Genomic DNA, 23,610 nt, shown 5'->3' on the forward strand with positions numbered 1-23,610 from the left:
TGAGTCTCGGTGAGGTCTTCGCGGGACTACTGGTCGCGGAACTACTGGTCGCAGGGCCGGCGGAGGTCCTCCATGGTCACGCCCGCGCCCGGCAGGGCGGAGCGGGCCGGAGCCCGCAGCCCGTCCAGGAACAGCTGCAGGTGGCGGTGGACGAACCGGTCGGCGCTCAGGCACTCCGTGCCGGCCGGGGGCCGGCTGAGCTGGGCCGCGGCGATCATCAGGTCCCCCACGCCCACATCGGTACGGAGCTGACCGGCCGCCTTCGCCCGGTCCATGACCTCGGCGACGAGCCTCTCGACCCGTTCACGCGCCGCTTCCAGATCCGGGTGGTGCTGGTCGAACGTGCTGGACACCATGGGACACAGGGCGCTGATCCGCTCGTCGGCGGCGACGTGCACGAAGCGCTCCAGCGCCTCGAACGCGTCCCCGGTCTCGGCGAGCGCGAGCTCCGCCGCCCGCGCCGTACGGTCCATGACCGAGCAGACGACCTCGCGGACGAGGGCGTCGCGGTCGGGGAAGTTGCGGTACACCGTGGCGTTGCCGACGCCGGCGCGGCGGGCGACGTCGTCGAGCGGCACGTCGGGCCCGTGCTCCACGAACATCTCCCGGGCGGCGGTGACGATCCGCTCCCGGTTGCGCAGGGCGTCGGCGCGGGGCCGGGTCACCTTCTGGCGCTCGGGGGCTGCGGTCTGCACGGCGTACTCCTCGGACATCGGGTTGGCGATCCGGGGAGGGAGTCCCCGTTTCGCTCGGACACATGGCTAAACGGGGAAACGATCCCCGGTTATTTCCGGCCGGTGAAGAAACATCCCGTGACCTGAGTCACACGCCTGAGCGGAAACCCTCCCCGTCCTCCCCCGGTCGGCGGCTACCGGCGAGAAACCCACGATCGGCTCCTCCAGCGCGCGCCCGCCCACCCCTCGGCACAGGGTGAGCGCAAGGGTGCAGCCGGAGTCGGGCGGCTGCCGTGGTCCGGGAGGTCCGCATGCAGCCGCAGCCGCCGGCGCAGCCGCCGAGCCGCCGGATACGCCCGCGCAGGCTCGCCGCGATCGCGACCGTCACCGCCGTGACCTTCGCGGTCAGCACCTCGGCCGGCACCGGCCGGCTCGCTCCGGGCACCACGGCGGCGGGCCCCGGCCCCGCGGCCCTCTCCCGCTCCTCCGCGCACGGCCCCTGCATGATCAGCGGCGGCCCCGAGATCCAGATGTCCGAGGGCGTCCCCACCGCCGCCGGCTACACCCGCTCCACGGGCACCGTCCGCGCCCTCAACCTGATGATCGACTTCTCCGACGCCCCCGGCGAGGGCAAGGCGCTCGACCGGTACGCGGAGTTCTTCCCGCAGACCGAGGAATGGTTCCGCACCAGTTCCTACGGCCGCCTCGACTACCGCCCCGAGACCCCGATCCGGGACTGGCTGCGCATGCCGAAGTCGTTCGCCGAGTACGGCATAGAGCGCGGCGCCCCCTTCGAGCCCGGCTACCGCGAACTGGTCGAGGACCTGGTGGCGGAGGCCGACGCGAAGGTCGACTTCCGCGCGTACGACCTCGTGAACGTGCTGGTCACCCCGAACGCCGGCCCCTCCGCCCTGGACACGGTCCTGTCCGTCACCTTCGCGGGCAACGCCGAGGCACCGGTCGCCGACGGTGTCCCCGTCGCCAACGCCTCCTTCGTCTACTCCCGCCAGGACGACGGCTCCGGCTCCTACGACGAGACCGGCTACCGCGTGCTGCCCCACGAGAACGGCCACGTCTTCGGCCTCCCCGACCTCTACACCCAGGAGGGCGGAGGCGCCGTCGGCCACTGGGACATCATGAGCGAGGACTGGGGCGCCAACAACGACCTCCTCGGCTGGCACAAGTGGAAGCTGGGCTGGCTCGACCGCACCCAGGTGCACTGCGCGCCGGCGCCGGGGACGACGGAGTACACACTGACCCCGCTGGCCCGCAAGGGCGGCGACAAACTGGTGGTCGTGCCGCTGGACGCGGAGTCCGGGTACGCGATCGAACTGCGCACCCGCGAAGGCAACGACGAGGTGGTCTGCCGGCCCGGCATCCTGATCTACAAGGTCGACGCGGACGTGGACACGGGCATGGGCCCGGTGACCGTCTACGACTCCCGGCAGGACAGCGGTGGCTGCACCCGCGCCCCGAACGTCCACGCCGAACTCTCGGACGCCGCCTTCGCCCCCGGCGAGACCTTCGAGGACCCGCGCCACGGCATCACGATCGCGGTCTCGGGAGCGGACGCGAAGGGCGACCACCAGGTGCGCGTCACCCGGCGGTGACGACCGGCGCCGCGCCGCGCAGGCATACGGTAGGCGGGCCCGCAGCGACCGCCGTACCGGAGACCCGATGCCCGCCGACCTCACGAACGACACCCCACCGGACGGCTCCGGCGTCGCACCGACCGCGCCCGCCGAGGCGGTGACTCCCCTCCTGCGCGGCATCGCCGTACTCCACCACCTCACCGAGGCGCGCGACGGCACCCTCAGCCTCAGCGGCCTGGAGAGGACCACCGGCCTGGCCCGCTCCACGGTCGACCGCGTCACGGCCACCCTCGCCCGCATGGGCTACCTCCGCCTCGACGGCCGCGACGTGACCCTCGCCCCCCGCCTGACGGAACTGGGCAACGCCTACCTGGCCGCCCTCCGCCTCCCCGCCCTGCTCTCCGCCCGCGCCGACGCGCTGGCCGACGAGCTGGACGAGTCGGTCTCCCTGGCGGTCGCCGACGGGGACGGCATCCGCTTCATCCACCAGGCCACCCGCCGCCGCGCGATGTCCCTCAGCTTCCGTATCGGCGACCTCCTCCCCGCCGAACGCACGGCCCCCGGACCGCTGTTCGCGACGGAGTGGACGGACACCGACTGGAACCACTGGCACGCCCGCAGAGCGGCCGACCCGGAAGACCGCACCTTCCCGGCCGTCCCCCCGGCCGAACACCCAGCCCCCGACTCGGACTTCACACACCGTACGGCCATGGCGGCGACCGCCGGCTGGTCCCTGGACGACCAGCTGATCGAACCGGGCCTGGTCGCGGTCTCCGTCCCCGTACGCGACCCCCGCACCGGCGCTGTGGCCTGCGTGGCGAGCGTCGTCAGCCACACCAGCCGCCACACGGCCGACGACCTGCGCGAAACCCTCCTCCCCCGCCTTCGCGAGGCGGTCCGCTCGATGGAGCACACCCTGCACACCACCCCGCCCCCGCAGCCGGCCCCTCCCCCCGCCGGCCTGGCGGCCTGGACGGGCGCGTCGAAGCAGGAACTCGGCCGGGACTTCGTCGAATCCCTGGCCCGCGGCCTCACCGTGCTCACCGCCTTCGACGAGAACCGCCCCTCCCTCACCCTCACCGAGGTCGCGAAGGCGACGGGCCTGACCCGTGCCACCGCCCGCCGAGCCCTGATCACCCACGAACACGCGGGCCTGGTACGACGGAACCCCGACCACACGTTCACCCTCACCCCCCGCGTCCTCTCCCTCGGCTTCCCGCCCCTGTCCCGCACCTCCCTCCCCCAGATCGCCCAGCCCCACCTCACCGCCCTCGCCGAACGCGTCCACGAGTCGACCGCACTGGCCGTCCTGTCCGACTCGGGCGAGGAGGTCCAGTACACGGCCCGGGCCTCCGCCGGCCGCGTCCTGAGCGCCCGCATCGCGATCGGCACCCGCCTCCCGGCCCACGCGACCGCCCTGGGCCGCGTCCTCCTCCCCGGGCCCCCGACCGCCGGCTACGCCCTGGTCGACGAGGAACTGGAGGCCGGCCTGCGCTCCCTCGCCGTCCCCGTCCACGACCGCGAGGGCCACGTCGTCGCCGCGCTCAACGTCGCGATGCACGCCGCCCGCCGCACGGCAGAGGCCTGCGTGACGGACATCCTCCCGCCCCTCCGCCAGACCGCCGCCCACATCGAGGCCGACCTGAGCGCGGCGGGCCGCTTCCGCCCGGTCCCCCTCACCTGACCACCCGCTACACTGTCGGCGGCGGCACCACACCTTGCCGCCATGCCTTGCCTTCGTAGCTCAGGGGATAGAGCACCGCTCTCCTAAAGCGGGTGTCGCAGGTTCGAATCCTGCCGGGGGCACCAGGGCAGAAGGGGCCCGCCTCCGGATTCTCGGAGGCGGGCCCCTTCTGACATCCGCTTCCGCCATCAACGCGGGCGGTCGGCCGACAGCCCCGGTCGGCTACTCGTCCTAGATGTTCCATATCTCAGCGGCCACCAGGGACGCACCAATTGCCGCGACTCCGTAAAGGGTCATCAGGAGACTGGGAGCCCAGATCTCCCTGGAAGTGAACGAGCGGTACACCTTAGAATTCTCCCCCCTCTCCAAAGCCTCCCACTCTGCATAAAATATAGCAGCAGGGAGAAAGCGCTCAATCCGGTTGATGACTGCGAACTTGCCTGTATTGAGTTGCCCGAATGACTTGATCAGACTTCGCCACGCATGAGCCAGAACAAATCCGGTCAGGGCAATCAGCAGCACACCCAGCGCCTTCAACTCCCCCTTGCCGCCCGCTTTGATGAAAAAACCCAGTCCGGTAAGAATTGCACCGTTCACCGTGATGAAGAACGTGTTCACACCCTGCCTTCGACTGACCAGGCTCTCGGAACTCTGCACCATAATCTTGTAGAGCTCGAAAAACCGCTCACTTTCTTCTGGCGTATCGGGGACACCGTAGGGCAGCAGAGCGCTGCTCACCGAGTCCGTCACCGCAGTCGAGATGGCCGCCTTCCTGATGGCCCGCACAAAAATGGCATCCTGCCTCTGCGTGGCCTGCGAGAGCTGATCGAACGGCCGGATAGACGTATGCATCGGGTCTCGCTGCATCTGCCAGGCGGACCACGCGTCATGGACATCCGACGCCGTAACGTCGGCACCCTTCGCCAGAGCAAGGACGGCGTACGCATGGAACAGATCATCGACGTTCCCCGCAGGCAGAGAAGATGACGGAACTTCGGCTTTGATGGCCGCAGCCACCTGCTCAATGTAATTCATTAATCACACCCAGCTTGAAAGCTGCCCGGCAATGGCGGAGAAATTCCATCGGATGACATTTGAGGCCGGCAGGCCGTTGGGGATCCTATGCGTCTCATCAGAGTCGATCTGAATCCCGAAGATGTGATGCCCTTGGTCAATCGTTTCGCGAATCTCCCACTCCACCGCCTCCGATCGGTAAGTAGTCGGACCGATCAGGACGATTGTTCCCTGCGTCTGCGCGATGCGCAGCTTGCACTGAGTCTTCCACGAGTTGTCGAACGGGTCCTGGACGGAATAGTCAATGAATTGAATCTCATTGTCCGAGCCTCTTGCGTGCTCCTTAAGGAAATCTCGGGCCCAACGGTCCTCCATTTGGAAGCTGATGAAAACCCTAGGTCGCACCATCACGGGCGCTCCTTCGTTCGGGGCACGGCAGTCGGTGATGGTCATGGGGCAGCCGCCCGCCGGGGACTTGCTGCTTGCGGTGCTTCGGCACCGTTCAGGAGAAGGGGCCGGCGGTGAAGTCGGTCGCCGCGTCCCCGGAAGTGTCCGGGCCGTTCGGGTCGAAGATGACGGCGGAGCCGATGAGGCCGAGGGCGGCGGCCATGAGCGAGGCTTTTCTCCATGCCCGGACGACTGCGGTGGAACGCGCTGCCGGGCTTTGGGCGGGGTGAGTGGTCTTCGCGGCCTTTCCGGAGACCCCGAGCCCAGCGTTCAGGAGTCGTCTGATGTTCTTTTCCGAGCGCTTGCTCACATCCACGTAAGTGATGTGCGTCAGGACGGCTGGCAGTGCACAGGGCCGAATCTTGAGCGGAATCATGCGCTTTCCGGCGCTCAATGCGCTGCTCCACTCGATGGTGCACCACTGGGACTCGAAGTACTGGCGCGAGTAGAGCGGCATGACCAGGTCTGCCGTCTCCAACTGCCTGTTCACCCACACGACGAAGTTGTCGCCGGGCGGGGAGTCGTAGTGCTGCATGATGACGGTGTGCCCTGCCTCCCTGATCCTGGCGGCGACCCACTCGGCCCACGCCAGGTCCGACTCGGTGTACGAGATGAAGATTCTGATCTTCCGCGTTTCGCTCATCATCCGTGAATCACGTCTGCGATCACATCTGCGACGCGTCGTGCAGCATTCCCGTGAAACGCAGACGGCCCTGGATGTCGAAGTAGCCGACTTCGGTCGCCGTGAGCCGCGGCAGGTGATCGTCCACCCAGGATATAAGTTTGCGGTTGAGCTGGGTGAGCGCCGCCATCGCGTAAGGGTTGAACTGCTCGCCAGTCCTCTCCTGATAGAATTTCCCCTCTTGCAGGGCCGCCAGATGGGCGCCAACCCAGGTACCGAGTTTTCGGATACGCTCCTCGTTCGCATTGGCCCTTTCGTCGAGATAGAACGCCTCACCGAAAAGGCTTCCGGTGTCCATGAGTACGAAACTCAGGACGATGCCGCTCTCGTGCACCTCCGCGAATCCGGGCAGGATGTGCGCGTCGACACGCCTTCCCGAATCGCTGATACGTGTGAAGTGGATCGGTCCAGCGTTTTGGGGCATTTTTCCGCCTTCTTCGTCAACGAAGCGAAGTGCGCAGGTTCCTGCCCATTTATGATGCTGGCCGTCTGACGGACCGTCAATGCTCTGGACGCCGCCGGCTGTCAGTCGCCGCCCTGCGGCTCTGCCCGGCCCCCCGGGTGCCGCAGCGCGCAGAAGTACCCCACGGCCAGGGCGATGGCCATGCCGTAGAAGATCCATTGGTTGGCCTCGGCGAAGTCCATGCGGATGGCGGGCATGGCCTCCCGCATCGTCGTCTCCAGGGGGCCGTCGCCGCTGGGGGTGCGGGTGTCCGCGTTGCCGGTGATGGACTGGGTCACGTCGCGGGCGACGGAGTGGTCCGCGCCCTGGGGGACGCCGCGTGTGCCGAGGGTTTCGGTGACCCGGTCGGTCATGGTGTGGGTCAGGACGGTGCCGAAGACGGCCAGGCCCACGCTCGCCGCGTAGTTGCGGACGGTCTGGGTGATGCCCGTGACCTCGCCGTAGGAGGCGTCGATCGCGCGGTTGACCGCGTCCGTCGAGGCCGGGGCCAGGAGGAAGCCGATACCGGCGCCGGCCAGCGCGGCGTAGGGCCACTGGTCGTGCATGGAGAGGTCGGTGAGTTTGCCCGCCCAGAGGGCGAAGCCCACGGCGCCCAGCGCGCAGCCGATCTTCATCGCCGGGCGGGCGCCCCGCTTGTCCAGGATGCGGCCGCCCCACTGGGAGGCGATCGCGAAGCCGGCGAAGAAGTAGAGGAGGTAGAGGGCGGCCTGGTTGGGGGATGCGCTCAGGGAGACCTGGGCGTAGACCGAGGCGAAGAAGAAGACCGGTACGAACGCCAGCATCGCGAAGAAGAGGACGAGCGTGTCGGTGGCGAAGCCGCGGTCGCGGAAGACCGACAGATTGATCAGCGGGTGGCCGGGGGTGCGGAGTTCGTAGCGGACGAAGGCGTAGAGGAGGGCCAGGCCGCCCACCGTGCAGGCCCAGGTCGCCGCGCTGTCCCAGCCCCACGCCGACGCCTGCTGGAAGCCGAGGACGCTCAGGCCCATGCCGGCGACGATCAAGAGGGCGCCCCGCACGTCCAGGGTCTCTTCGCGGCGGCGGTCGGGGATGTGGGCCAGGGCCGTGAGGAGCAGGGCGATGACGGCCACGGGGACGTTGACCCAGAAGATCGCCCGCCAGGTCCAGGCCGTCAGCCAGCCGCCGAGCAGGGGCCCTACGGCGGTGAGGGCGCCGGTGACGCCGAAGAAGAGGGCGAGGGCGCGTCCGCGGCGCTCGACGGGGAACACCGCCACCACCACGGCGAGCGCGGCCGGGAAGAGCAGGGCGGCGCCCAGGCCCTGGGTGGCGCGGAAGACGACCAGCCAGGCGAGAGCGTAGTCGTCGGCCGGTACGCAGCCGCACAGTACCGAGGAGATGACGAAGATCAGGGTGCCCGCGACGACCACGCGGCGCGGGCCCCACAGGTCGGCCAGGCGGCCACCGAGGGCGAAGAACGCGGCCAGGGCCAGCAGATAGGCGTTGATCACCCACTGCATGCCCGTGGCGGAGAGGCCGAGTTCGGAGACGACGTCGGGCGCCGCGATCGACACGATGGTCTGGTCGATGAAGGTCATCGCCACCGCGAACATCATGGCCGCGAGTGCCAGCGGCTGGGAGGTGGCGCGGCCCGCACCGAGGGCCGAGTCGCCCCGTTTGGTGCGCATTTCGCTCACTCAGTCAGTGTGCGTCCGTTCGGGTGGTGTCGCACCCGGAGCCCTCAGGCCGTAGTCCCGCAAGGCCGGTTCCAGGAGGTCGAAGGCGCGTCGCGTCTCGCCGTCCAGCACCTCCGCGATCTCCGGGTTGGCGCGGCCCGCCAGGGTCAGTTCCTGGATGCGGGTGAACAGCACGCGGTGGACTCCGCCGAGCAGGGCGGCGACCGCGCGGGGGGTGATGTCGTCGGGTGGGGCGGCGGTCGTTTCCGCCAGCGCCTCGGCCAGCGCCTCCTCCCGCCGGTCGTGCAGACCGCGCAGGCACGACGTGAGGGTGGGACTGTCGGCGATCATGCGGGTGAAGGCCGGGCCGGCGAAGCCCGCGACGGGGTCCTGGGCGGCCACGGCTGCCAGGAAGGCGCGGCGCAGGGCGGCCAGCGGAGTCTCGTCCCCCTCGCGCGCCGTGACGGCGTCGGCCAGGGTGGCGACGAACTCGTCCTGGTGGTCGAGGGCCAGGTCCTCCTTGCGCGGGAAGTAGTTCGTCACCGTCTTCTTGGCGACGCGGGCGGCGTCGGCGATCTCGGCGATCGTCGTGCGCTCGAAGCCCTGCTCGATGAAGAGCGCGGTCGCCCGGTCGGAGATGAGCTGCCGGGTCTCGCGCTTCTTGGTCTCGCGCAGGCCGAGAGACGTCGGGTGGGGTGGTGGGGACGGGTCGATGGGGTCCATCAGAAAAACTACTCTCGTCGTAAATTTATATTGACTGCCTGTGTAGCCTCGCCCTAAAGTTACTACCGATGAATGATTTTCGGGAAGTCTCCGCATCCGTAGGGGAGTTGGCCGTCAGCGGTCCGGACGCCGGGCCCTACGCCCTCACCGAAGGGCCGGACGGTGCCCTCTGGTTCACCCTCGTCCACCAGGGCGCCGTCGGCCGCCGCGACCCGGGCGACGGGACCGTCACCGTCCACCCGGTCGGGGCCGGGCCGACGCTCATCGCGGCGGGGCCGGACGGGGCCGTGTGGTTCACCGAGTACCAGGCGCACCGCATCGGGCGGATCGCGCCCGACGGCTCCCGTTCCTCCTTCGCGCCGGCGACCCCGGAGGGCGGACCGTTCGGGATCGCGGCCGGACCGGACGGGGCGATGTGGTTCACGCTCTCCGCCGCCGACCGGGTCGGCCGCGTCACCGTGGACGGCGAGGTCACCGAGTATCCGGCGCCCGGCGCCTTTCCGTCCGCCATCACGGCGGGCCCGGACGGGGCGCTGTGGATGACCCTCAATCAGGAGAACGCGATCGGGCGGATCACCACCGACGGGGCCGGCACCGTCCACCCCCTGCCGACCGAGGGCGCTGCGCCGGTCGGCATCGCGCCGGGGCCGGACGGCGCGCTGTGGTTCACGGAGATCGGGGCCGGGCGCATCGGCCGGATCACCGTGGACGGTGAGATCACCGAGTACCCGCTGCCCGACCCGGCGTGCCGGCCGCACGCCGTCGCCGCCGGGCCCGACGGGGCGATGTGGTTCACCGAGTGGGGCAGCGGCCGGGTCGGGCGGATCACCGTCGACGGGCGCGTCACCTCGTACGCGCTGCCCCGCCCCGACTGCGAACCGCACGGCATCGCCCCGCACGACGGCGCCCTGTGGTGCGCCCTGGAAACCGGCTCCCTGGCCAGGATCGAGGTCACCGCATGACCGGCCCCGGAACCGACGGCGAGGCCGCCCCGGACCCCGGTGTCCTGCATCCGCTCGCACAGCATCCGAGAGTCGTCCTGCTCAAGCCGCTCGTCACCGACGAACGCATCCAGGTCGGCGACTTCACCTACTACGACGATCCCGACGACGCCACCGCCTTCGAGACCCGCAACGTGCTCTACGCATACGGGCCGGAGAGGCTGGTCATCGGCAAGTACTGCGCGATCGCCTCCGGCACCCGGTTCCTGATGGCCGGGGCCGAGCACCCGACGACGGGCGTCTCCACCTTCCCGTTCACCATGTTCGGCGGTGCCTGGGCCGAGGCCACGCTCGACCTGGTCACCGGCATGCCCAGCCGTGGCGACACGGTCGTCGGAAACGACGTCTGGTTCGGCTACGGCGCCACCGTCATGCCCGGCGTACGCATCGGCGACGGGGCGATCGTCGCCGCAGGCGCGGTGGTCACGGGGGACGTCGCGCCGTACACGATCGTCGGCGGCAACCCGGCGCGGCCCATCCGCACGCGGTACGACGCCGACGACGTCGCCCGGCTCCAGCGGGCCGCGTGGTGGGACTGGCCCGTCGAGCTGGTCACCCGCCACGTCCGCACGATCATGTCCGGCAGCCCCGCCGACATCGAATCCATCGCGAACACCGCCGCGACGGGTAAGACGAAGGAGAACCTCGCTTGACCGACCGGAAGAGTCCCATCGCCTCCGCCGATTCCCCCGCCTACGACGCCGCGGCCGAGTTCGACCGGCAGGTCCGGACGCTGGACTCGCTCGGCTACCCGGCGCTCGCCGGCCGCACCCCCGAGCAGTTCGCCGAGTTGGTGGCGCCGCTGCGTGCCGCGGCCGTGGAGCGGGCGGGCGCCGCGGCGGGCACCGCGTACGATCCGGCCGTGAGCGGCCGGGTGCCGTTCGTCCTCGTCGTCACCCGCGCCCTCGTGCCGGTCGAACGGACCATGCCGCTGACCACCCTGCACGGCGGCAAGCTGCCCGGCTTCGTCGACCGCAGCTTCGAGCCCGGCTCGCTGGAACGGTTCGTCGCCACCGAGGAGGCCGAGCCGCCCGGCCCGGACGGCGTCCACCTGCTGTTCGACGTCGAGCGCGGGGAGGAGTTCTGCGGGGCCGTACCGAACGACGCGATGGCCACCGTCGCCGAACGGGGCCGCACCCTGCTCACCATCGAGGAGGGCATCGCGCTGATGACGCACGCTCCGCGGCTCCTGGTGAAGAACAAGTGCTTCTCGCTCGGTGGGTCCCGGTCCGGCGACCGGCGGGTCCCGGCGATCTGGATCAGCCAGAAGGCCCCGAAGCTCGGCTGGTGCTGGGCCGGAAACCCGCACACCTGGCTGGGCATGGCGTCCGCGGGCGCCCGCCACGCCTGACCCGCCGCTCCGGAACCGCCGGTCCGTTCAGCCGGCCGGATCGGCAGCGGCCGCCACGCCGGCGGCCGGTCCGGCGCCGGCGTGCCCCTGGTAGCGCAGCAGCAGCATCGCGGCGTCGTCGTGGTGCGGTCCGGCCGCGTGCCGGACCAGGTCCTCGCGCAGGGCGTCCAGCGCGCGGTGGACGTCGGGGTCCTTGAGGAGGTGGGTGCGCTCGGCGAGGGGGTAGAAGCCGCCCTCCTCGTCCCGGGCCTCCGTGACACCGTCGGTGTAGAGGAGCAGCTGGTCGCCGGGGACGAAGGGCACCGGGAAGGGTTCCGGGCCGGGACCGCCGTGGGCGGACAGGCCCAGCGGGAGGGCGTAGGCGGGCGGCTCCGGGAAGTCGGCGGTGCCGTCGGGGTGGACGACCATCGGGGCCGGGTGGCCGTAGTTGAGGAGGACGACCTGGTGGTCGTGGCCGATCTCGGCGAGGATCGCGGTCACGAACTTCTCGTCCTCCAGCTCCCGGGCGACGCTGCGTTCCAGCCGCTCACCGAGCTTGACCAGGTCCTTCTCGTCGTACGCCGCCTCCCGGAAGGCGCCGAGGACCCGCGCCGCCGTCTCCACCGCGGCCAGCCCCTTGCCCTGTACGTCGCCCACGATCACCCGGACGCCGTGCGGCGAGGCCACCACCTCGTACAGGTCGCCGCCGATCCGGGCCTCGGCGAGCGCCGAGGTGTACGAGACGGCCGCGTGCAGCGGGCCCGCGGTCAGCGGCACCGGGCGCAGCAGCACCCGTTGCGCCGCCTCCGCGATCGACCGGACGCTGGCCAGCTCCGCCTCCCGGCGCGAGCGCATCACGGCCGCCGCGATGCCGACGCCGGTGACGCCGGCCACCGACACCATGGCGGTGTAGCCGCGGGGCCGGTCGAAGAGCCCGTTGTAGAGGCCGAGGCCCACGCAGAGCAGCAGCGCGGCCAGCCCGATCACCGCCGTGCGCCGCCAGCCCCCGACCAGCCCGGCGAACGCCGGCCCCAGCGACACCAGCGGCAGCAGCCCCACGTCCGGACCGGCCGTGAGGTCGACGACCGCGACCACGGTCATGGCCGCCGCGGGCATCCAGGCCAGCATCGTGGAACTGGACGGCGACTTCTTCACGGTCATGACTACTCCGGTGTCGCAGCGCTCAAGAGCCGCCCTCTCCTCTTCTCAGGCGTCCCTCCCCAGTCTCTTAGCCTATGCAAGGGTCTGATCGGGCAGGAGTCACCGGGCGGTCCTTAACCCAATCGAGGCCGAGCGGCCGGACGGCCGGGCGGTCACGCCGCTTCCGGCGCCCGCCTCGGCAGCAGCCCGCCGTCCGCACCCGCGTCCCGGCGGCTCACCACCGTGAGCGTGAGGGTCACCGCGAGGGAGACGAGGGCCATCGCCGTCATCGCCGTCGCCGGGGAGGTGAACTGGGCCACCGTGCCCGCCAGGGACGCGGCGAGGCCCTGTGCCGTGAGCATCCCGGCGGAGTGCAGGCCGAGGGCGTGGCCGGTCAGCTCGTCCGGGGTGAGGACGACCAGGCGCTCCTGCTGCACCAGGCTCGCGCCGAAGCCGACGGAGGCCAGGGCGACCAGGACGGCCGTCACCGGCAGCGGCGGGCGCAGGAAGAGGGCGAGGTACGGGGCGGCCAGCAGCACCAGCAGGGGGATGCCGAGGCGCGGGCGCAGCCGGGGCGGCAGCAGACGGCCGACGGTCACGTCACCGGCCAGCATCCCCAGCGCGGCGCAGGCGAAGAGTGTGCCCGCGGCGCGGGGGTCGTAGGAGACGTACAGGGACTCGCAGCCGACGACGAGGCCGTTGGGGATCCACAGGGCCAGGTAGACGTGGCGGCGGGGACGGGCGGACCACAGCCGGGCGTTGGCGCGCCAGGTGGCGGCCACGGAGGGGCGGCCGGCGGCGCGGGGCGGGCGGCGGGTCAGCAGCAGCGCGAGCGCGGCCGCCGCTCCGTAGAGGCCGGCCGCGAGCAGCAGGCACAGGCGCGGCGACACCACGGTCACCAGGACTCCGCCGGCCGCGTAGCCGGCGATCTGCATGACGCCGTTCATCATGTTGAAGATCGAGCGTCCCGTCAGGTACCCGTCCTTGGTGAGGATCTCGTTCAGCAGGCCCCAGCGGACCCCGCCGCCGAGGGAGGCGATCAGGCCCTCGCCGAAGACGACGGCGAGCATCGCCCAGACCGGCAGGCCGGGCAGCGCGAGGGCCGCGGTGGCCGCGGCGAAGGCCAGCGAGAGGCCCGCCAGCGTCGCCCGCGGGGGCAGCCGGTCCGCGCCGGAGAGGAAGAACGTGGCGCCCAGCACCTGGGCGAGCGCCGGGCCGAACATGCTCAGCGCGGACAGCAGCGGCGAGCCGGTCGCCCGGAACACGAGCGTGCCGAGCGCCAGGCCGCTCACCGTCTGGGCGGCGATGTTGGCGGAGGAGGAGAGGAAGAGGGGGCCGAATTCGGGGGTTCGGAAGAGGTCCGTGTAGCTCTTGCGGGGCGTGTCCGGCATGCGGGGAGTCTCGGGCGGCGGGGAGGGCGGCCGTTATCGTTTCGCGCGAGGGCGAAACCTCGCCCGGCACGGAACGGGGGCGCCGTATGGGCTGGTGGCAGGTGAACGCCGACACGCTCGCTCGCAGCCGTTTCGTCGTCTCGCCGCTCGCCGAGACCTTCGCGTGCCTGAAACTGCTGCACGCCGGTGTGGCCGCGCACCCCGGTGAACGGGCCTGGCTCGACACCCACCTGCCCGCGCACCGGCGCCGGCTGGCCGAGGACCCGGTGACCGCTCTGCTCGTCCGCTCGGGCGTCGGCCGGGAATGGATCGCCGACTTCCTCACCCCCACACCGGCCGAGGGCGAGAGCTTCGAGGAGGGCGTCGCCCGCGTCCGGGCGACCCGCCCCGGCCAGGCCCGCGCCGACCTGGCCGTCTCCCTCGGGGGCCCGCTGCCCGCCGCCCTGGACCGCGACGACCTGCCCGAACGGGCCGCCGCGCTGCTTCAGGACGTCTGGGCCGAGGCGGTACGGCCGTACTGGGACCGGCGGCGCCGGGTCCTGGAAGCCGATGTCGTCGCGCGGACCGCGCAGGTGACCCGGGGTGGCTGGGCGGCCGTGCTGGACGCCCTGCGGCCCGGCACCCGCTGGCTCGGCGACAGCCGGCTCCAGATCAACCTGAACCCCTATCCGCCCCGCGACCTGTCCGGCGCCGAACTGGTCCTGGTACCGGTCACTCCGCAGCGGCACGGGTGGGTGGCGTGGGAGGAACCGGAGCGGTACGCGGTGGTCTACCCGTGCGCGGGCGCCCTCGCGGACGACGGTGCCCGGCACGTGCCGGCCGCCCTCGGCGCGCTGCTCGGACCGGCCCGCGCGGGCGTCCTGACGCTGCTCGGCTCCCCCATGAGCACCAGCCAGCTGGTCGGCCTGACCGGGCAGGGGCTCGGTTCGGTCGGGCGGCATCTGCGGGTGCTGCTGGACGCGGGGCTGGTGCGGCGGCGGCGGGCGGGACGGTCGGTGCTGTACTCGCGGACGGCGGCCGGGGACGTGCTCGTGGAGGCGAGCGGGCAGCGGGCGTGCGGGGCGCGTGACATGTCGCGGGGCTAGCATCCGCCCATGACGACCTCACAGAACGCGCGTGACAACGACAGCCTTCCCCTCGACGTGGAGATCGGTGCCCTCCAGGGCGGGTCCGCGGACCTCTCCCAGTACGCGGGCCGGGTGGTACTGGTGGTCAACGTGGCCTCCAAGTGCGGGCTCAGCCCGCAGTACTCGGGCCTGGAGCGGCTGCACGAGCGGTACGCGGAGCAGGGGTTCACCGTGCTCGGCGTGCCGTGCAACCAGTTCATGGGCCAGGAGCCGGGCAGCGCCGACGAGATCGCCGAGTTCTGTTCGGCGACGTACGGCGTCACCTTCCCGATGACGGAGAAGGTGGAGGTCAACGGGGAGGGCCGGCATCCGCTGTACGACCGGCTGACGGGCTTCGCGGACGCCGAGGGGCACAGCGGGGACATCCGCTGGAACTTCGAGAAGTTCCTGATCGGGCGGGACGGCAAGGTCGCCGCCCGGTTCGCGCCGCAGACCGAGCCGGAGGCGGCCGAGGTCGTGGCGGCCGTGGAGGAGCGGCTGGCGGGTTGACCTTGCCCCTGGGACAGGCCCGAGCGTCTCCGTCACCGGGCGGACGGACCGCTCGGTGACGGAGGATGGCGTCGTGGACGAAGAACGCGACGGCGGCTTGCTGCCCATCGGGGCGTTCGCCGCGCGGGCCCGGCTCTCGGCCAAGGCCCTTCGGCTGTACGACCGTATGGGCCTGCTGGTGCCCGACCACGTGGACGAGGTCACCGGCTACCGCTACTACCGCCCCGGCCAGATCGAACGCGCCCGGCTCGTGGCCCTGCTGCGCCAACTGGACATGCCGCTGGCGAAGGTCGCGGAGGTGGTGCGCGCGGACGGGCCGGGCGGCGCCGAACTGCTCGGCGCCTACTGGTCCGGGGTCGAGGCCCGGGTGGCCGGGCAGCGCACGCTCGCCGACTACCTCCGTGGACGCCTTTCGGGAAGGAGTTCCGGGATGAACGGGAAGTTCGTGGTCGAGACGGTGGACGTGCCCGGGCAGGTGGTGATCAGCGAGACCCGGCACACGCTGGCGGACGAGCTGCCGGCCTGGATCGGTGCGTCGCTGGGGCGGCTGGAGGAGGCGGCCCGGGGCTGCGGGGGTGTGACGGCGGCGCCGTTCGTCCTGTACCACTCCGAGGTTTCGGTGGAGAGCGACGGTCCGGCCGAGTCGTGCGTGCCGGTCGCCGACGAGACGGCGGCCCGGGCATGGTGCGAGGAGCGGGGGCGGGCCTGGCAGACGCGGGTGCGGGTGGAGCCGGCCCAGCGGCTGGCCTACACCCGGATCACCAAGGCGCAGGTGGCCCATCCGCAGATCCTGGCCGCGTTCGAGGCGGTGGAGGAATGGATCGCGGCCCAGGGGCTGACGGTGACGGGGCCGTGCCGTGAGGTGTACTTCGCCGACTGGGAGGCGGCGGGTCCCGGGGACCCGGTGTGCGACATCGCGTTCCCCGTGAGCTGAGCCGAACTGCGCAGAGCCCTCTCGGCAAGGTCGGCGAACTGGTCGAGAGGGCTCCGTCGGCGGTGCTGACGGGCGTCGCGTGGAGCCGTTACTTCTTGACCGAGGTCACGAAGGCGTTCCACGCGTCGGCGGGGAAGGCCAGCGTCGGCCCCCCGGGGACCTTGGAGTCACGGACGGCGAGTGCCGCCACGACCGGCGACTTGACCTCGACGCACGCGCCGTTTCCTCCGGAGTAGGAGGACTTGGTCCACGATTCCTGGGCGCCCTGGAGAATTGCCATGTCTGCTCCGATGGTGAGTCGCTGAGTGTGGTTCACGCCAATGACGCTTGATCTTTGGCGTGATCGACGCTACTCGCTGACCTCGCCGTACGGAGCAGCCATTCACCCGACCGGGTGGCATATTCCAGGTGACTCTTCCTGTACTGCACACCAGGGCTGTAACATCCGCCACCGCGTCAGCGGGCGTACTCCTTCGCCACATCCTCGATGCGCCGCCGCGACTCGTCCACGTTGAGGGCCTGCGCCCGCAAGTGCTCGTACATCACCGTGTACTTCTGTACGTCCGGGGCCTTCTCCAGGTACAGGTCGCTGGTGACGCCCTCGATGTAGACGACGCTGGAGTCGGCGGTGTCGGCGAACTCCAGGATCGAGTACTGGCCGTTGATGCCGGGGTGGCCACCGACGTCGAACGGCAGCACCTGCACGGTGATGTGCGGCAGCTGCGACATCTCGGCGACGTGCTCCAGCTGCTCGCGCATCACCTGCTTGCTGCCCACCACCCGGCGCAGGCAGGCCTCGTCGAGGACCACCCACAGCCGCAGCGGGTTGGTCTCCGCCGTGATGCGCTCCTGACGCCGTATCCGGACCTGGACGCGTTTCTCCACGTCCGCGACCGGCGTCTCGGGCAGGGCGCCCTGGATCAGCGCCTCGGCGTACGACCGGGTCTGCAGCAGGCCGGTGATGATCTGGGGTTCGTAGGTCCGCAGCGACTCGGCGTCGGTCTCCAGGCCGATGTAGACGCTGTACGGGATATCTCCGAAAGCGTGCCACCAGCCCTGCTGGCGGGAGTCCTTCGCCATCTCCATCAGCGAGTCGACCATCCGCTGGTCCTCGACCTCGTACACCCCGCACAGGTCACGGACGTCGCGCTGGCTGATGCTGCGCCGGCCGTTCTCCAGACGGCTGATCTTCGACTGCGAGACCAGCAGCCGCTCCGCCACCTCCTCGGCCGTCATGCCCTTGAGCTCACGGAGCCGGCGCAGCTCCTGGCCCAGCCGGCGCCGCCTGACGGTGGGATTGACATTGGACGCCACGGGACGTGCACCTCCGGCTGCGTGACTCATAGCTGCCACTTTGCGTATCTGCTGCTGAGCAGACTGCCACCAAGGTGCTTTCTACCGCTGGGAAACGGTCGATATGCGCCGCGTACACGCCAGTTCGGGGCGCCACCCGCACACATGGCCGCGCGGGGCGGCGGAACCTTTCCGCTGTCCGGCTGCTGCGGACGTGCGGTCGGTCCCACCGCCCCGCGCGGACCTGCGGCTCCCGTGACCGGGCTCGGGGACTGGTGGTGCGGCGGTGCGGTGGTGCGGTGGTGCGGTGGGCTCGTGCGGCTCAGTGGGCCGCCGCGCGGGCCATGGATCCGTGGCGTGGCTGCGCCGGAACACCGCGGGCGGGCTCCGGGGCCGTCCTGGCGCCCGGTCCCGCGGCCTGGCGGCCGGCCGGTGCCGGGCTGCGGCGTGGCTGGGCCGCCGCGCCGTTCTGGACGTCCATCACCGCGTGCGCCACCAGGCCGCCCATGGGGTCGTGCCTGATGAGGTCCCGAAGGCGGGACCGTGACGAGCGTCCTTCGTTGCCCGGGTAGAGGTGCTTGCCGAGGCCGACCGCGTGGGCCAGCGCGGCGAGCGCCGCGGTCCGCGGGTCCGGCGGTACGCCGGTGCGGATCGCCGAGTCCAGCCGGGCCTTGATCTCCCTGCTGATCGCCGTGTCCGTCGCCTGGTAGCGAGTCGTCGGCAGCACCCCGCACATCTGGCCCTCCACGGCATGCACCATGCCGCATCGCTCCAGATGCGAGAGGTAGGTCTGGCGCAGCCCCAGGCGGGGTCCGCCAATCCAGTTGACCGCCCGTACGGGAGCGCCGCGCCTTCGCAGCAACTCCAACGCGCAGTCCAGTGTTGGATCTCCTGTCGGCCGTGGGGCCACCACGGCGATACGATCCCCGTCTGGGGCTATCCGTCCGGCCAGCGCCAGCTCCACCAGCTGCGCTCCGGCCAGACCGAGGTCGAGCGACTGCGGCTGCGCGGTGGTACCCGTGGTCGGGTCCAACGCCAGCAGCAGAAGCTCCTCCGGAAGTGTTCTGCGGCTCCTGCCCATCCATGCCTCCCCGCGTGGATGACAGACAGGGTGACCCCTCTCACATTGGTCTGTCGAGGGTGCGTGACCGCTTCGTAGTGGAACCAGTAGGTATGTCGTTCTCGTCTACCGCGTGGGTTCCACCCGTACACAGGACACTGGTACATGGTTCCGGTACGGGTTCGGTAGCGCACACGAGGCGTGCGGCGCATGGAGGAGGCATCGGTGGCGGGCGAGTCCCCCGACAGGTCGAAGCAGCACGAGTCGTCGGAAGAACCGACGTCGGGGAGCGCGGGTCCGGTTCCCGAAGCCAGGACCGGGGCGAGCGAGACGCGTGATCCGCGGCTGTCGGTGGCGCGGGACGCCGCGAAGCCTTCGGCGTCCGCCGGGTCCGGGAAGTCGCGCGGCGGGGTCGACACGGCCACCCGGGTGCTGTCGGTCCGCGACACGCAGAGCGAGGACGCGGAAGCCGACGCCGACGCGGAGAGCGCCGGATCCTCCACCGCGTCCGAGGGCTCCGACGCCGCCGAGGACGCACCGGCGGGCCCCGCCGCCGCGAGCGACGGGCGGCTGAGGGACGCCGTCGCGGCGTGGGTGGCGACCGCCGAGGAGCGGGCCGCCGCGAACGCGCGGCGCGAGGACGCGGAGGACGACGCCGAGGACACGCCGGGCGCGGGGGCCGCGGAGGGCGGCGATCCGGACGCCGACGCGGACTCCGAGGCGCCGCGGGAGGGCACGGAGCCCGCCGCCGGCCGCGGTGCCACGGCGGACGACGAGTCGGCCCCCCGGGACGGGGCGGTCGGCCCCGGTGGCGGGAGCGCGGACGCGTCGCGGGACGCGGAGAGCCGCGCGGTCGAGCACGCCGACCCGGACCCCGAGGGCGAGACCGGTCACGGGACCCACCCGGACGGTGACGCCGCCCGGGACTCCGGCGCGGTCGCCACCGCCGGGCAGCAGACCGACGGCGAGACGCCCGGGGACGAGCGCACCGACTCGGACGCCGACGGGGAGCCCCGCGGCAGTACTGACGCACCCCGCGACGGCAAGGCGCCCGACGACGAGGGCGCCGACTCGGACGGCGAGGACGGGGCGGGCGGCGACGGCCCCCGGGGCTCGGGCGTGGGTGCCGCCGCGGACGCGGGCGCCGGCTCCGGCAAGGAGCCCGGTGGTGATCAGCCGACCGCTGTCTTCAAGGCGTTGCGGCCCTCCGCGCGTGAGGTCGACCAGCCGACGACCATGCTGAAGCTGGGCGACGCCGCCGCGCCGGGGAAGCCCGCCGAGAGCGACGCCGAGCGGACCAGCAAGTTCGTGGCGCTCCGGCAGCCGGACGACCCGGCGACCCGCAAGCCCCCGCAGAAGGCACCGGCCACGCCTCCCGAGGCACCGCAGGCCCCCCGTACCGGAACCACCACCGCCGTACCGCACGTCGGGCCCGAGCGGACCACGCAGCAGCCGCTGCCGCCGAAGCCGCCGCTGGATCTGCTGGCGGAGCTGACGAACACTCCCCCGCCGCCGGAGACCCCGCTGCGCACGACGGTGCGCCGGGTCAAGATCTGGACGCCGCTGGTCCTGCTCCTGGTGGTCATCCTCGGCGTGGTGCAGTCCATGCGCCCGCTGCCCGCGCCGGAGCTGGACCTCACGGCGCGGGAGAGCTTCACGTTCGAGGGCGGCAAGCCCGGGATCCCGTGGCCGTCCAGCGGGCAGGCGGCGCTGGACGTGCAGGGCATCGGCACCTTCGGCTCGTCCGGCGAGCAGAAGCCCGTGCCGATCGCGAGTGTCGCCAAGGTCATGACGGCGTACGTCATCCTGCGCGACCACCCGCTCAAGAGCGGTGCCGACGGTCCGATGATCGAGATCGACCAGGCGGCCGAGGACCAGTCGGAGGCCGGCGACGAGTCGACCGTGCACGTGTACGCGGGTGACAAGATCTCCCAGCGCGAGGCCCTGGACGCCATCCTCATCGCGTCCGCGAACAACGTGGCGCGGCTGCTCGCCCGCTGGGACGCGGGGTCGGAGGAGGCGTTCGTGGAGAAGATGAACGCCGCCGCGAAGGACCTCGGCATGACCAACACCACGTACACCGACCCGTCGGGCCTGAACAACACGACGGTGAGCACGGCCGTGGACCAGGTGAAGCTGGCCAAGGAGGCGATGAAGTCGGTCGCGTTCCGCGAGGTGGCCCAGAAGATGTCGTACGACGACTACAAGGGCGTGAACCACTCCAACTGGAACCACCTGGTCGGTCACAACGGCGTCGTCGGCATCAAGACCGGCACCACCACCTCCGCTCTCGGCAACCTCGTCTTCGCTGCCAAGAAGGAGGTCGGCGGCGAGACCCGCACCATCATCGGTGCCGTGGTGCGCCAGCCGGCGGGCGGCAAGGACAACACCATCCTCGGTGCCGCGCTCGACTCCAGCGACAAGCTGATCCGGGCCGCGCAGGACGTCCTGGAGTCGTCGACGATCCTGAAGAAGGGGGACGTCGTCGGCTACGTCGACGACGGTCTCGGCGGCCGGACCCCGGTCGTCGCCACCCAGGACGTCAAGGCCGTCGGCTGGCCGGGCCTGACCGTGAAGCTGACGTTCGAGGCGGACGAGGTGCCGCACACGGCCGCCGCCGGCACGAAGGTCGGCACCCTGACCGTGGGCGACGGCGGCGCGGCGGGCGCGGTGAAGGTTCCCGTCGCCCTCCAGAAGGATCTCGTGGAGCCCGCCTTCACGGACAAGCTGACCCGGCTGGGCTGACGGCCCGGCCCACCCGGGACATGGCGATGTGAAGCCCCCGCGGCCGCCCGGCCGCGGGGGTGTTCGCTTTCCACAGGGGAACAAGCCACGGTGCGGGCGTGCGTGCTAGCGTCACGAAACGGGGCAGGTCGCCGGTCGCGGGAACGGGACACGGCCGAAATCAGAAGACGGGACACGGGGAGTGCCTTCAGGTGGCCACTGCGGAGCCGACACGCGCCGACGACGCCGAACCGGGCCCGGGAGCCGGCCCGCGACCACGCGTACCCGCGCCCCGCACGGACGGCGGTCGTGACGCGGACCGCACCGGGGGCGGTGGCGGGCGTCGCGAGCCGGAAGCGCCGTCCGCGGTGAAGGGGGCGTTCTGGGCCCTGCGCGAACGCATGCTGCGCCACCCCGTGCTGTCCGTCACCGCCCTCGCCGGGGCCCTCCACATCGCCTGGTTCTTCACGTTCGCGAACAGTGGCGGCGACCTCGCGGCGCAGGACGCGTGGGCGGAGTTCGTCGGCCGTCACCCGGCCTCGGCGTACAACCTCGCCTGGTACGGCGGCATGCACCCGGTGTCGTACAGCGTGGTCTCTCCGTACCTGATGTCGGTGCTCGGCGTGCGCACGACGATGATGATCGCCGGGACGGTGTCGGCCGGGCTGCTGACGATGATCCTGATCCGCAGCCGGGTGGTCCGCAATCCGCTGTGGGCGTCGCTGGCGGGCCTGTTCGGACTGATGGGCAACGCCGCGTCGGGCCGGGTGACGTTCGGGCTGGGCATGATGTTCGGGCTGGGCGCGGTCGCCGCGGTGTTCTGCTGGCCGCACCGCTGGCGGCACAAGCGCTGGGCGAAGGGGCTGTGCGCGGCTCCGCTGGCCGCGCTGTCCACCATGGCGTCACCGGTCGCGGGCCTCTTCGTGGGCCTGGTGGCGGTCGCCCTGTTCCTGCAGAAGCGCCGTCCGGGCGCCTGGTCGCTGGGGCTGGCGCCGGCCGCGGTCGTGGCGCTGTCGGCCGTGCTGTTCCCCTTCTCCGGCACCCAGCCGATGGCCTTCGGCTCGGCGGTCCTGCCGGTCCTGTTCGCGGGGCTGGTGTTCTGGTTCGTGCCGGGCACCTGGACGACCGTGCGGATCACGTCCGCGGTCTACGGCCTGTCCGTGCTGCTGGTCTGGCTGATCAGCTCCCAGATCGGCTCCAACATCACACGCCTGGCGATGCTCTTCGCCGGGGTGGTGCTGGTGGCCGCGCTGCCGTTCACGGTGCCGAAGTCCCGCAAGTGGTACGCGCTCGTGGTCTCGCTCGCCGGCTTCGTCGGCTGGATCGGCTTCAAGTCGGCCGACGACGTCGTCCACACCCAGCCGACCGCTTCCTGGGCGCGCGAGCTGGCGCCGCTCCTCAACGAACTGCAGGAGGCCGGCGCCGAGAAGGGCCGGGTGGAGGCCGTACCCGCCCGTTCCCACCGGGAGGCCTCGGCGCTCGCGCCGTACGTGAACCTGGCCCGCGGCTGGACCCGCCAGGCCGACATGGAGCGCAATCCGCTCTTCTACGACGACACGCTCAACTCGGCCAACTACCACGAGTGGCTCAAGCGCTGGGCCGTGCACTACGTGGTGCTGCCCAAGGGCGAGCCGGACGGTGACGGCGGCAAGCGCGAGCGGGAGCTGCTGCAGCGGGGCCTGCCGTACCTGAAGCAGATCTGGGGCGACGCCAACTGGCAGCTGTTCCAGGTGCTCGACCCGACACCGCTGGCCGAGCCCAACGCCGTCGTCCAGAGTGCCGGGCAGGACGAGTGGACGATCGACGTGAAGGAGCCGGGACGCATCCTGATCCGGATGCCGTACTCGCCGTGGCTGAGCCTCGTCGACGACGAGGGCAACAAGCTGGAGCCGCCCCAGGAGACCGAGGCCTCCAAGAACGCTCCGGAGGGCACGCCGAAGACGTACGACAACGTCAACGGCTGCCTGATGGAGACGGAGGAGACCGCCGAGGGCGACAAGTGGACCACGCTGATCGCTCCCGAGGCGGGCACGTACCGGCTGGCTTCGCCGTACGGGCTCAAGCGCGGCACGCCCTGCCCCGACGAACTGAAGTAGCCCGTCAACCCCGGCATTCGTTCATGTAGATGAACCGAGGTCAGCTAGTCGAACCTTTTTACCCGCTCTTGACCCTCCCCTTTCTTGTCGTGCCCGCGTCGTCGCACCCACGATG

Annotated in this window: 22 protein-coding genes and 1 tRNA gene; 11 read left to right on the forward strand and 12 right to left on the reverse strand. The window is 71.4% G+C overall.

Annotation, left to right across the window (positions count from 1 at the left end; genetic code table 11):
- Positions 1-41 precede the first annotated feature (41 nt).
- A complete protein-coding gene (locus tag ACFW47_RS12790) occupies positions 42-695 on the reverse strand; it encodes a TetR/AcrR family transcriptional regulator (RefSeq protein ID WP_386280954.1) in 654 nt (217 codons plus the stop codon).
- A gap of 290 nt (positions 696-985) precedes the next feature.
- Between ACFW47_RS12790 and ACFW47_RS12795 the strand changes: the two genes are divergently transcribed.
- From ACFW47_RS12795 to ACFW47_RS12805, 3 genes are all read left to right on the forward strand, one after another.
- Positions 986-2,284, forward strand: a complete 1,299-nt coding sequence (locus ACFW47_RS12795) for a M6 family metalloprotease domain-containing protein (protein ID WP_386280952.1) — start codon at positions 986-988, stop codon at positions 2,282-2,284.
- Positions 2,285-2,351: 67 nt separating this feature from the next.
- Positions 2,352-3,950, forward strand: coding sequence for an IclR family transcriptional regulator C-terminal domain-containing protein (locus ACFW47_RS12800; RefSeq protein ID WP_386305790.1), 1,599 nt, complete (start codon positions 2,352-2,354; stop codon positions 3,948-3,950).
- A 49-nt stretch (positions 3,951-3,999) separates the two neighbouring features.
- Positions 4,000-4,075: transfer RNA gene (locus ACFW47_RS12805), tRNA-Arg, on the forward strand.
- 106 nt (positions 4,076-4,181) lie between these two features.
- On the opposite strand, the gene ACFW47_RS12810 is transcribed toward ACFW47_RS12805, so the two are convergent.
- The 6 genes from ACFW47_RS12810 to ACFW47_RS12835 form a co-directional block, all read right to left on the reverse strand.
- Positions 4,182-4,967 (reverse strand): hypothetical protein, encoded by a 786-nt coding sequence (locus ACFW47_RS12810; RefSeq protein WP_386280948.1) that lies wholly within the window; start codon positions 4,965-4,967, stop codon positions 4,182-4,184.
- Positions 4,968-4,988: 21 nt separating this feature from the next.
- Complete coding sequence (locus ACFW47_RS12815; RefSeq protein ID WP_386280945.1) at positions 4,989-5,417, reverse strand: TIR domain-containing protein; 429 nt, start codon at positions 5,415-5,417, stop codon at positions 4,989-4,991.
- A gap of 49 nt (positions 5,418-5,466) precedes the next feature.
- On the reverse strand, positions 5,467-6,057 hold the full coding sequence (locus tag ACFW47_RS12820; RefSeq protein ID WP_386305792.1) for a toll/interleukin-1 receptor domain-containing protein: 591 nt from the start codon (positions 6,055-6,057) through the stop codon (positions 5,467-5,469).
- Positions 6,058-6,076: 19 nt separating this feature from the next.
- Entirely contained in the window at positions 6,077-6,517 is a 441-nt protein-coding gene (locus ACFW47_RS12825; protein ID WP_386280940.1) for a hypothetical protein, read from the reverse strand.
- A 101-nt stretch (positions 6,518-6,618) separates the two neighbouring features.
- Complete coding sequence (locus tag ACFW47_RS12830; RefSeq protein ID WP_386305929.1) at positions 6,619-8,199, reverse strand: MFS transporter; 1,581 nt, start codon at positions 8,197-8,199, stop codon at positions 6,619-6,621.
- A gap of 9 nt (positions 8,200-8,208) precedes the next feature.
- Positions 8,209-8,910, reverse strand: coding sequence for a TetR/AcrR family transcriptional regulator (locus ACFW47_RS12835; protein WP_386280937.1), 702 nt, complete (start codon positions 8,908-8,910; stop codon positions 8,209-8,211).
- Between the two features lie 68 nt (positions 8,911-8,978).
- Here ACFW47_RS12835 and ACFW47_RS12840 point away from each other — a divergent pair, with 68 nt between their 5' ends.
- From ACFW47_RS12840 to ACFW47_RS12850, 3 genes are read left to right on the forward strand one after another with little or no spacing between them, the layout of a single operon-like run.
- The gene (locus ACFW47_RS12840) at positions 8,979-9,872 is read left to right on the forward strand and encodes a virginiamycin B lyase (protein WP_386305793.1); all 894 of its coding nucleotides are present in this window, start codon (positions 8,979-8,981) and stop codon (positions 9,870-9,872) included.
- The gene (locus tag ACFW47_RS12845; protein ID WP_386305795.1) at positions 9,869-10,564 is read left to right on the forward strand and encodes a CatB-related O-acetyltransferase; all 696 of its coding nucleotides are present in this window, start codon (positions 9,869-9,871) and stop codon (positions 10,562-10,564) included. The genes ACFW47_RS12840 and ACFW47_RS12845 overlap by 4 nt, the downstream gene beginning before the upstream one ends.
- Positions 10,561-11,262: a DUF5701 family protein gene (locus ACFW47_RS12850; protein ID WP_386280930.1), complete on the forward strand. Its 702-nt coding sequence runs from the start codon at positions 10,561-10,563 to the stop codon at positions 11,260-11,262. Before ACFW47_RS12845 ends, ACFW47_RS12850 begins: the two co-directional genes overlap by 4 nt.
- Positions 11,263-11,289: 27 nt before the next feature.
- On the opposite strand, the gene ACFW47_RS12855 is transcribed toward ACFW47_RS12850, so the two are convergent.
- Entirely contained in the window at positions 11,290-12,402 is a 1,113-nt protein-coding gene (locus ACFW47_RS12855; protein ID WP_386280928.1) for a PP2C family protein-serine/threonine phosphatase, read from the reverse strand.
- Positions 12,403-12,554: 152 nt separating this feature from the next.
- Positions 12,555-13,772 (reverse strand): MFS transporter, encoded by a 1,218-nt coding sequence (locus tag ACFW47_RS12860; protein WP_386305796.1) that lies wholly within the window; start codon positions 13,770-13,772, stop codon positions 12,555-12,557.
- Positions 13,773-13,858: 86 nt separating this feature from the next.
- Between ACFW47_RS12860 and ACFW47_RS12865 the strand changes: the two genes are divergently transcribed.
- The 3 genes from ACFW47_RS12865 to ACFW47_RS12875 are packed head-to-tail and all read left to right on the forward strand — an operon-like array spanning position 13,859 to position 16,322.
- Positions 13,859-14,857: an ArsR/SmtB family transcription factor gene (locus tag ACFW47_RS12865; RefSeq protein WP_386280922.1), complete on the forward strand. Its 999-nt coding sequence runs from the start codon at positions 13,859-13,861 to the stop codon at positions 14,855-14,857.
- Between the two features lie 9 nt (positions 14,858-14,866).
- The gene (locus tag ACFW47_RS12870; protein WP_386305798.1) at positions 14,867-15,388 is read left to right on the forward strand and encodes a glutathione peroxidase; all 522 of its coding nucleotides are present in this window, start codon (positions 14,867-14,869) and stop codon (positions 15,386-15,388) included.
- 55 nt (positions 15,389-15,443) lie between these two features.
- The gene (locus ACFW47_RS12875; protein ID WP_386305800.1) at positions 15,444-16,322 is read left to right on the forward strand and encodes a MerR family transcriptional regulator; all 879 of its coding nucleotides are present in this window, start codon (positions 15,444-15,446) and stop codon (positions 16,320-16,322) included.
- A gap of 88 nt (positions 16,323-16,410) precedes the next feature.
- Here ACFW47_RS12875 and ACFW47_RS12880 read toward each other — a convergent pair whose 3' ends face one another.
- From ACFW47_RS12880 to ACFW47_RS12890, 3 genes are all read right to left on the reverse strand, one after another.
- Entirely contained in the window at positions 16,411-16,602 is a 192-nt protein-coding gene (locus tag ACFW47_RS12880; protein ID WP_386280914.1) for a DUF397 domain-containing protein, read from the reverse strand.
- Between the two features lie 176 nt (positions 16,603-16,778).
- Positions 16,779-17,636: a helix-turn-helix domain-containing protein gene (locus ACFW47_RS12885; protein ID WP_386280912.1), complete on the reverse strand. Its 858-nt coding sequence runs from the start codon at positions 17,634-17,636 to the stop codon at positions 16,779-16,781.
- A gap of 301 nt (positions 17,637-17,937) precedes the next feature.
- Positions 17,938-18,696 carry a GPP34 family phosphoprotein gene (locus tag ACFW47_RS12890; protein ID WP_073729459.1) on the reverse strand — a complete coding sequence of 253 codons (759 nt, stop codon included), beginning with the start codon at positions 18,694-18,696 and terminating at the stop codon, positions 17,938-17,940.
- 189 nt (positions 18,697-18,885) lie between these two features.
- On the opposite strand from ACFW47_RS12890, the gene ACFW47_RS12895 reads away from it, so the two are divergent.
- Both ACFW47_RS12895 and ACFW47_RS12900 read left to right on the forward strand, forming a co-directional pair.
- Complete coding sequence (locus tag ACFW47_RS12895; RefSeq protein ID WP_386305802.1) at positions 18,886-21,420, forward strand: D-alanyl-D-alanine carboxypeptidase; 2,535 nt, start codon at positions 18,886-18,888, stop codon at positions 21,418-21,420.
- 191 nt (positions 21,421-21,611) lie between these two features.
- The gene (locus tag ACFW47_RS12900; protein WP_386280908.1) at positions 21,612-23,495 is read left to right on the forward strand and encodes an MFS transporter; all 1,884 of its coding nucleotides are present in this window, start codon (positions 21,612-21,614) and stop codon (positions 23,493-23,495) included.
- The last annotated feature ends 115 nt before the right edge of the window (positions 23,496-23,610 follow it).

The sequence above is a fragment of the Streptomyces sp. NPDC058796 genome, from assembly GCF_042745235.1.
Classification (GTDB): domain Bacteria; phylum Actinomycetota; class Actinomycetes; order Streptomycetales; family Streptomycetaceae; genus Streptomyces.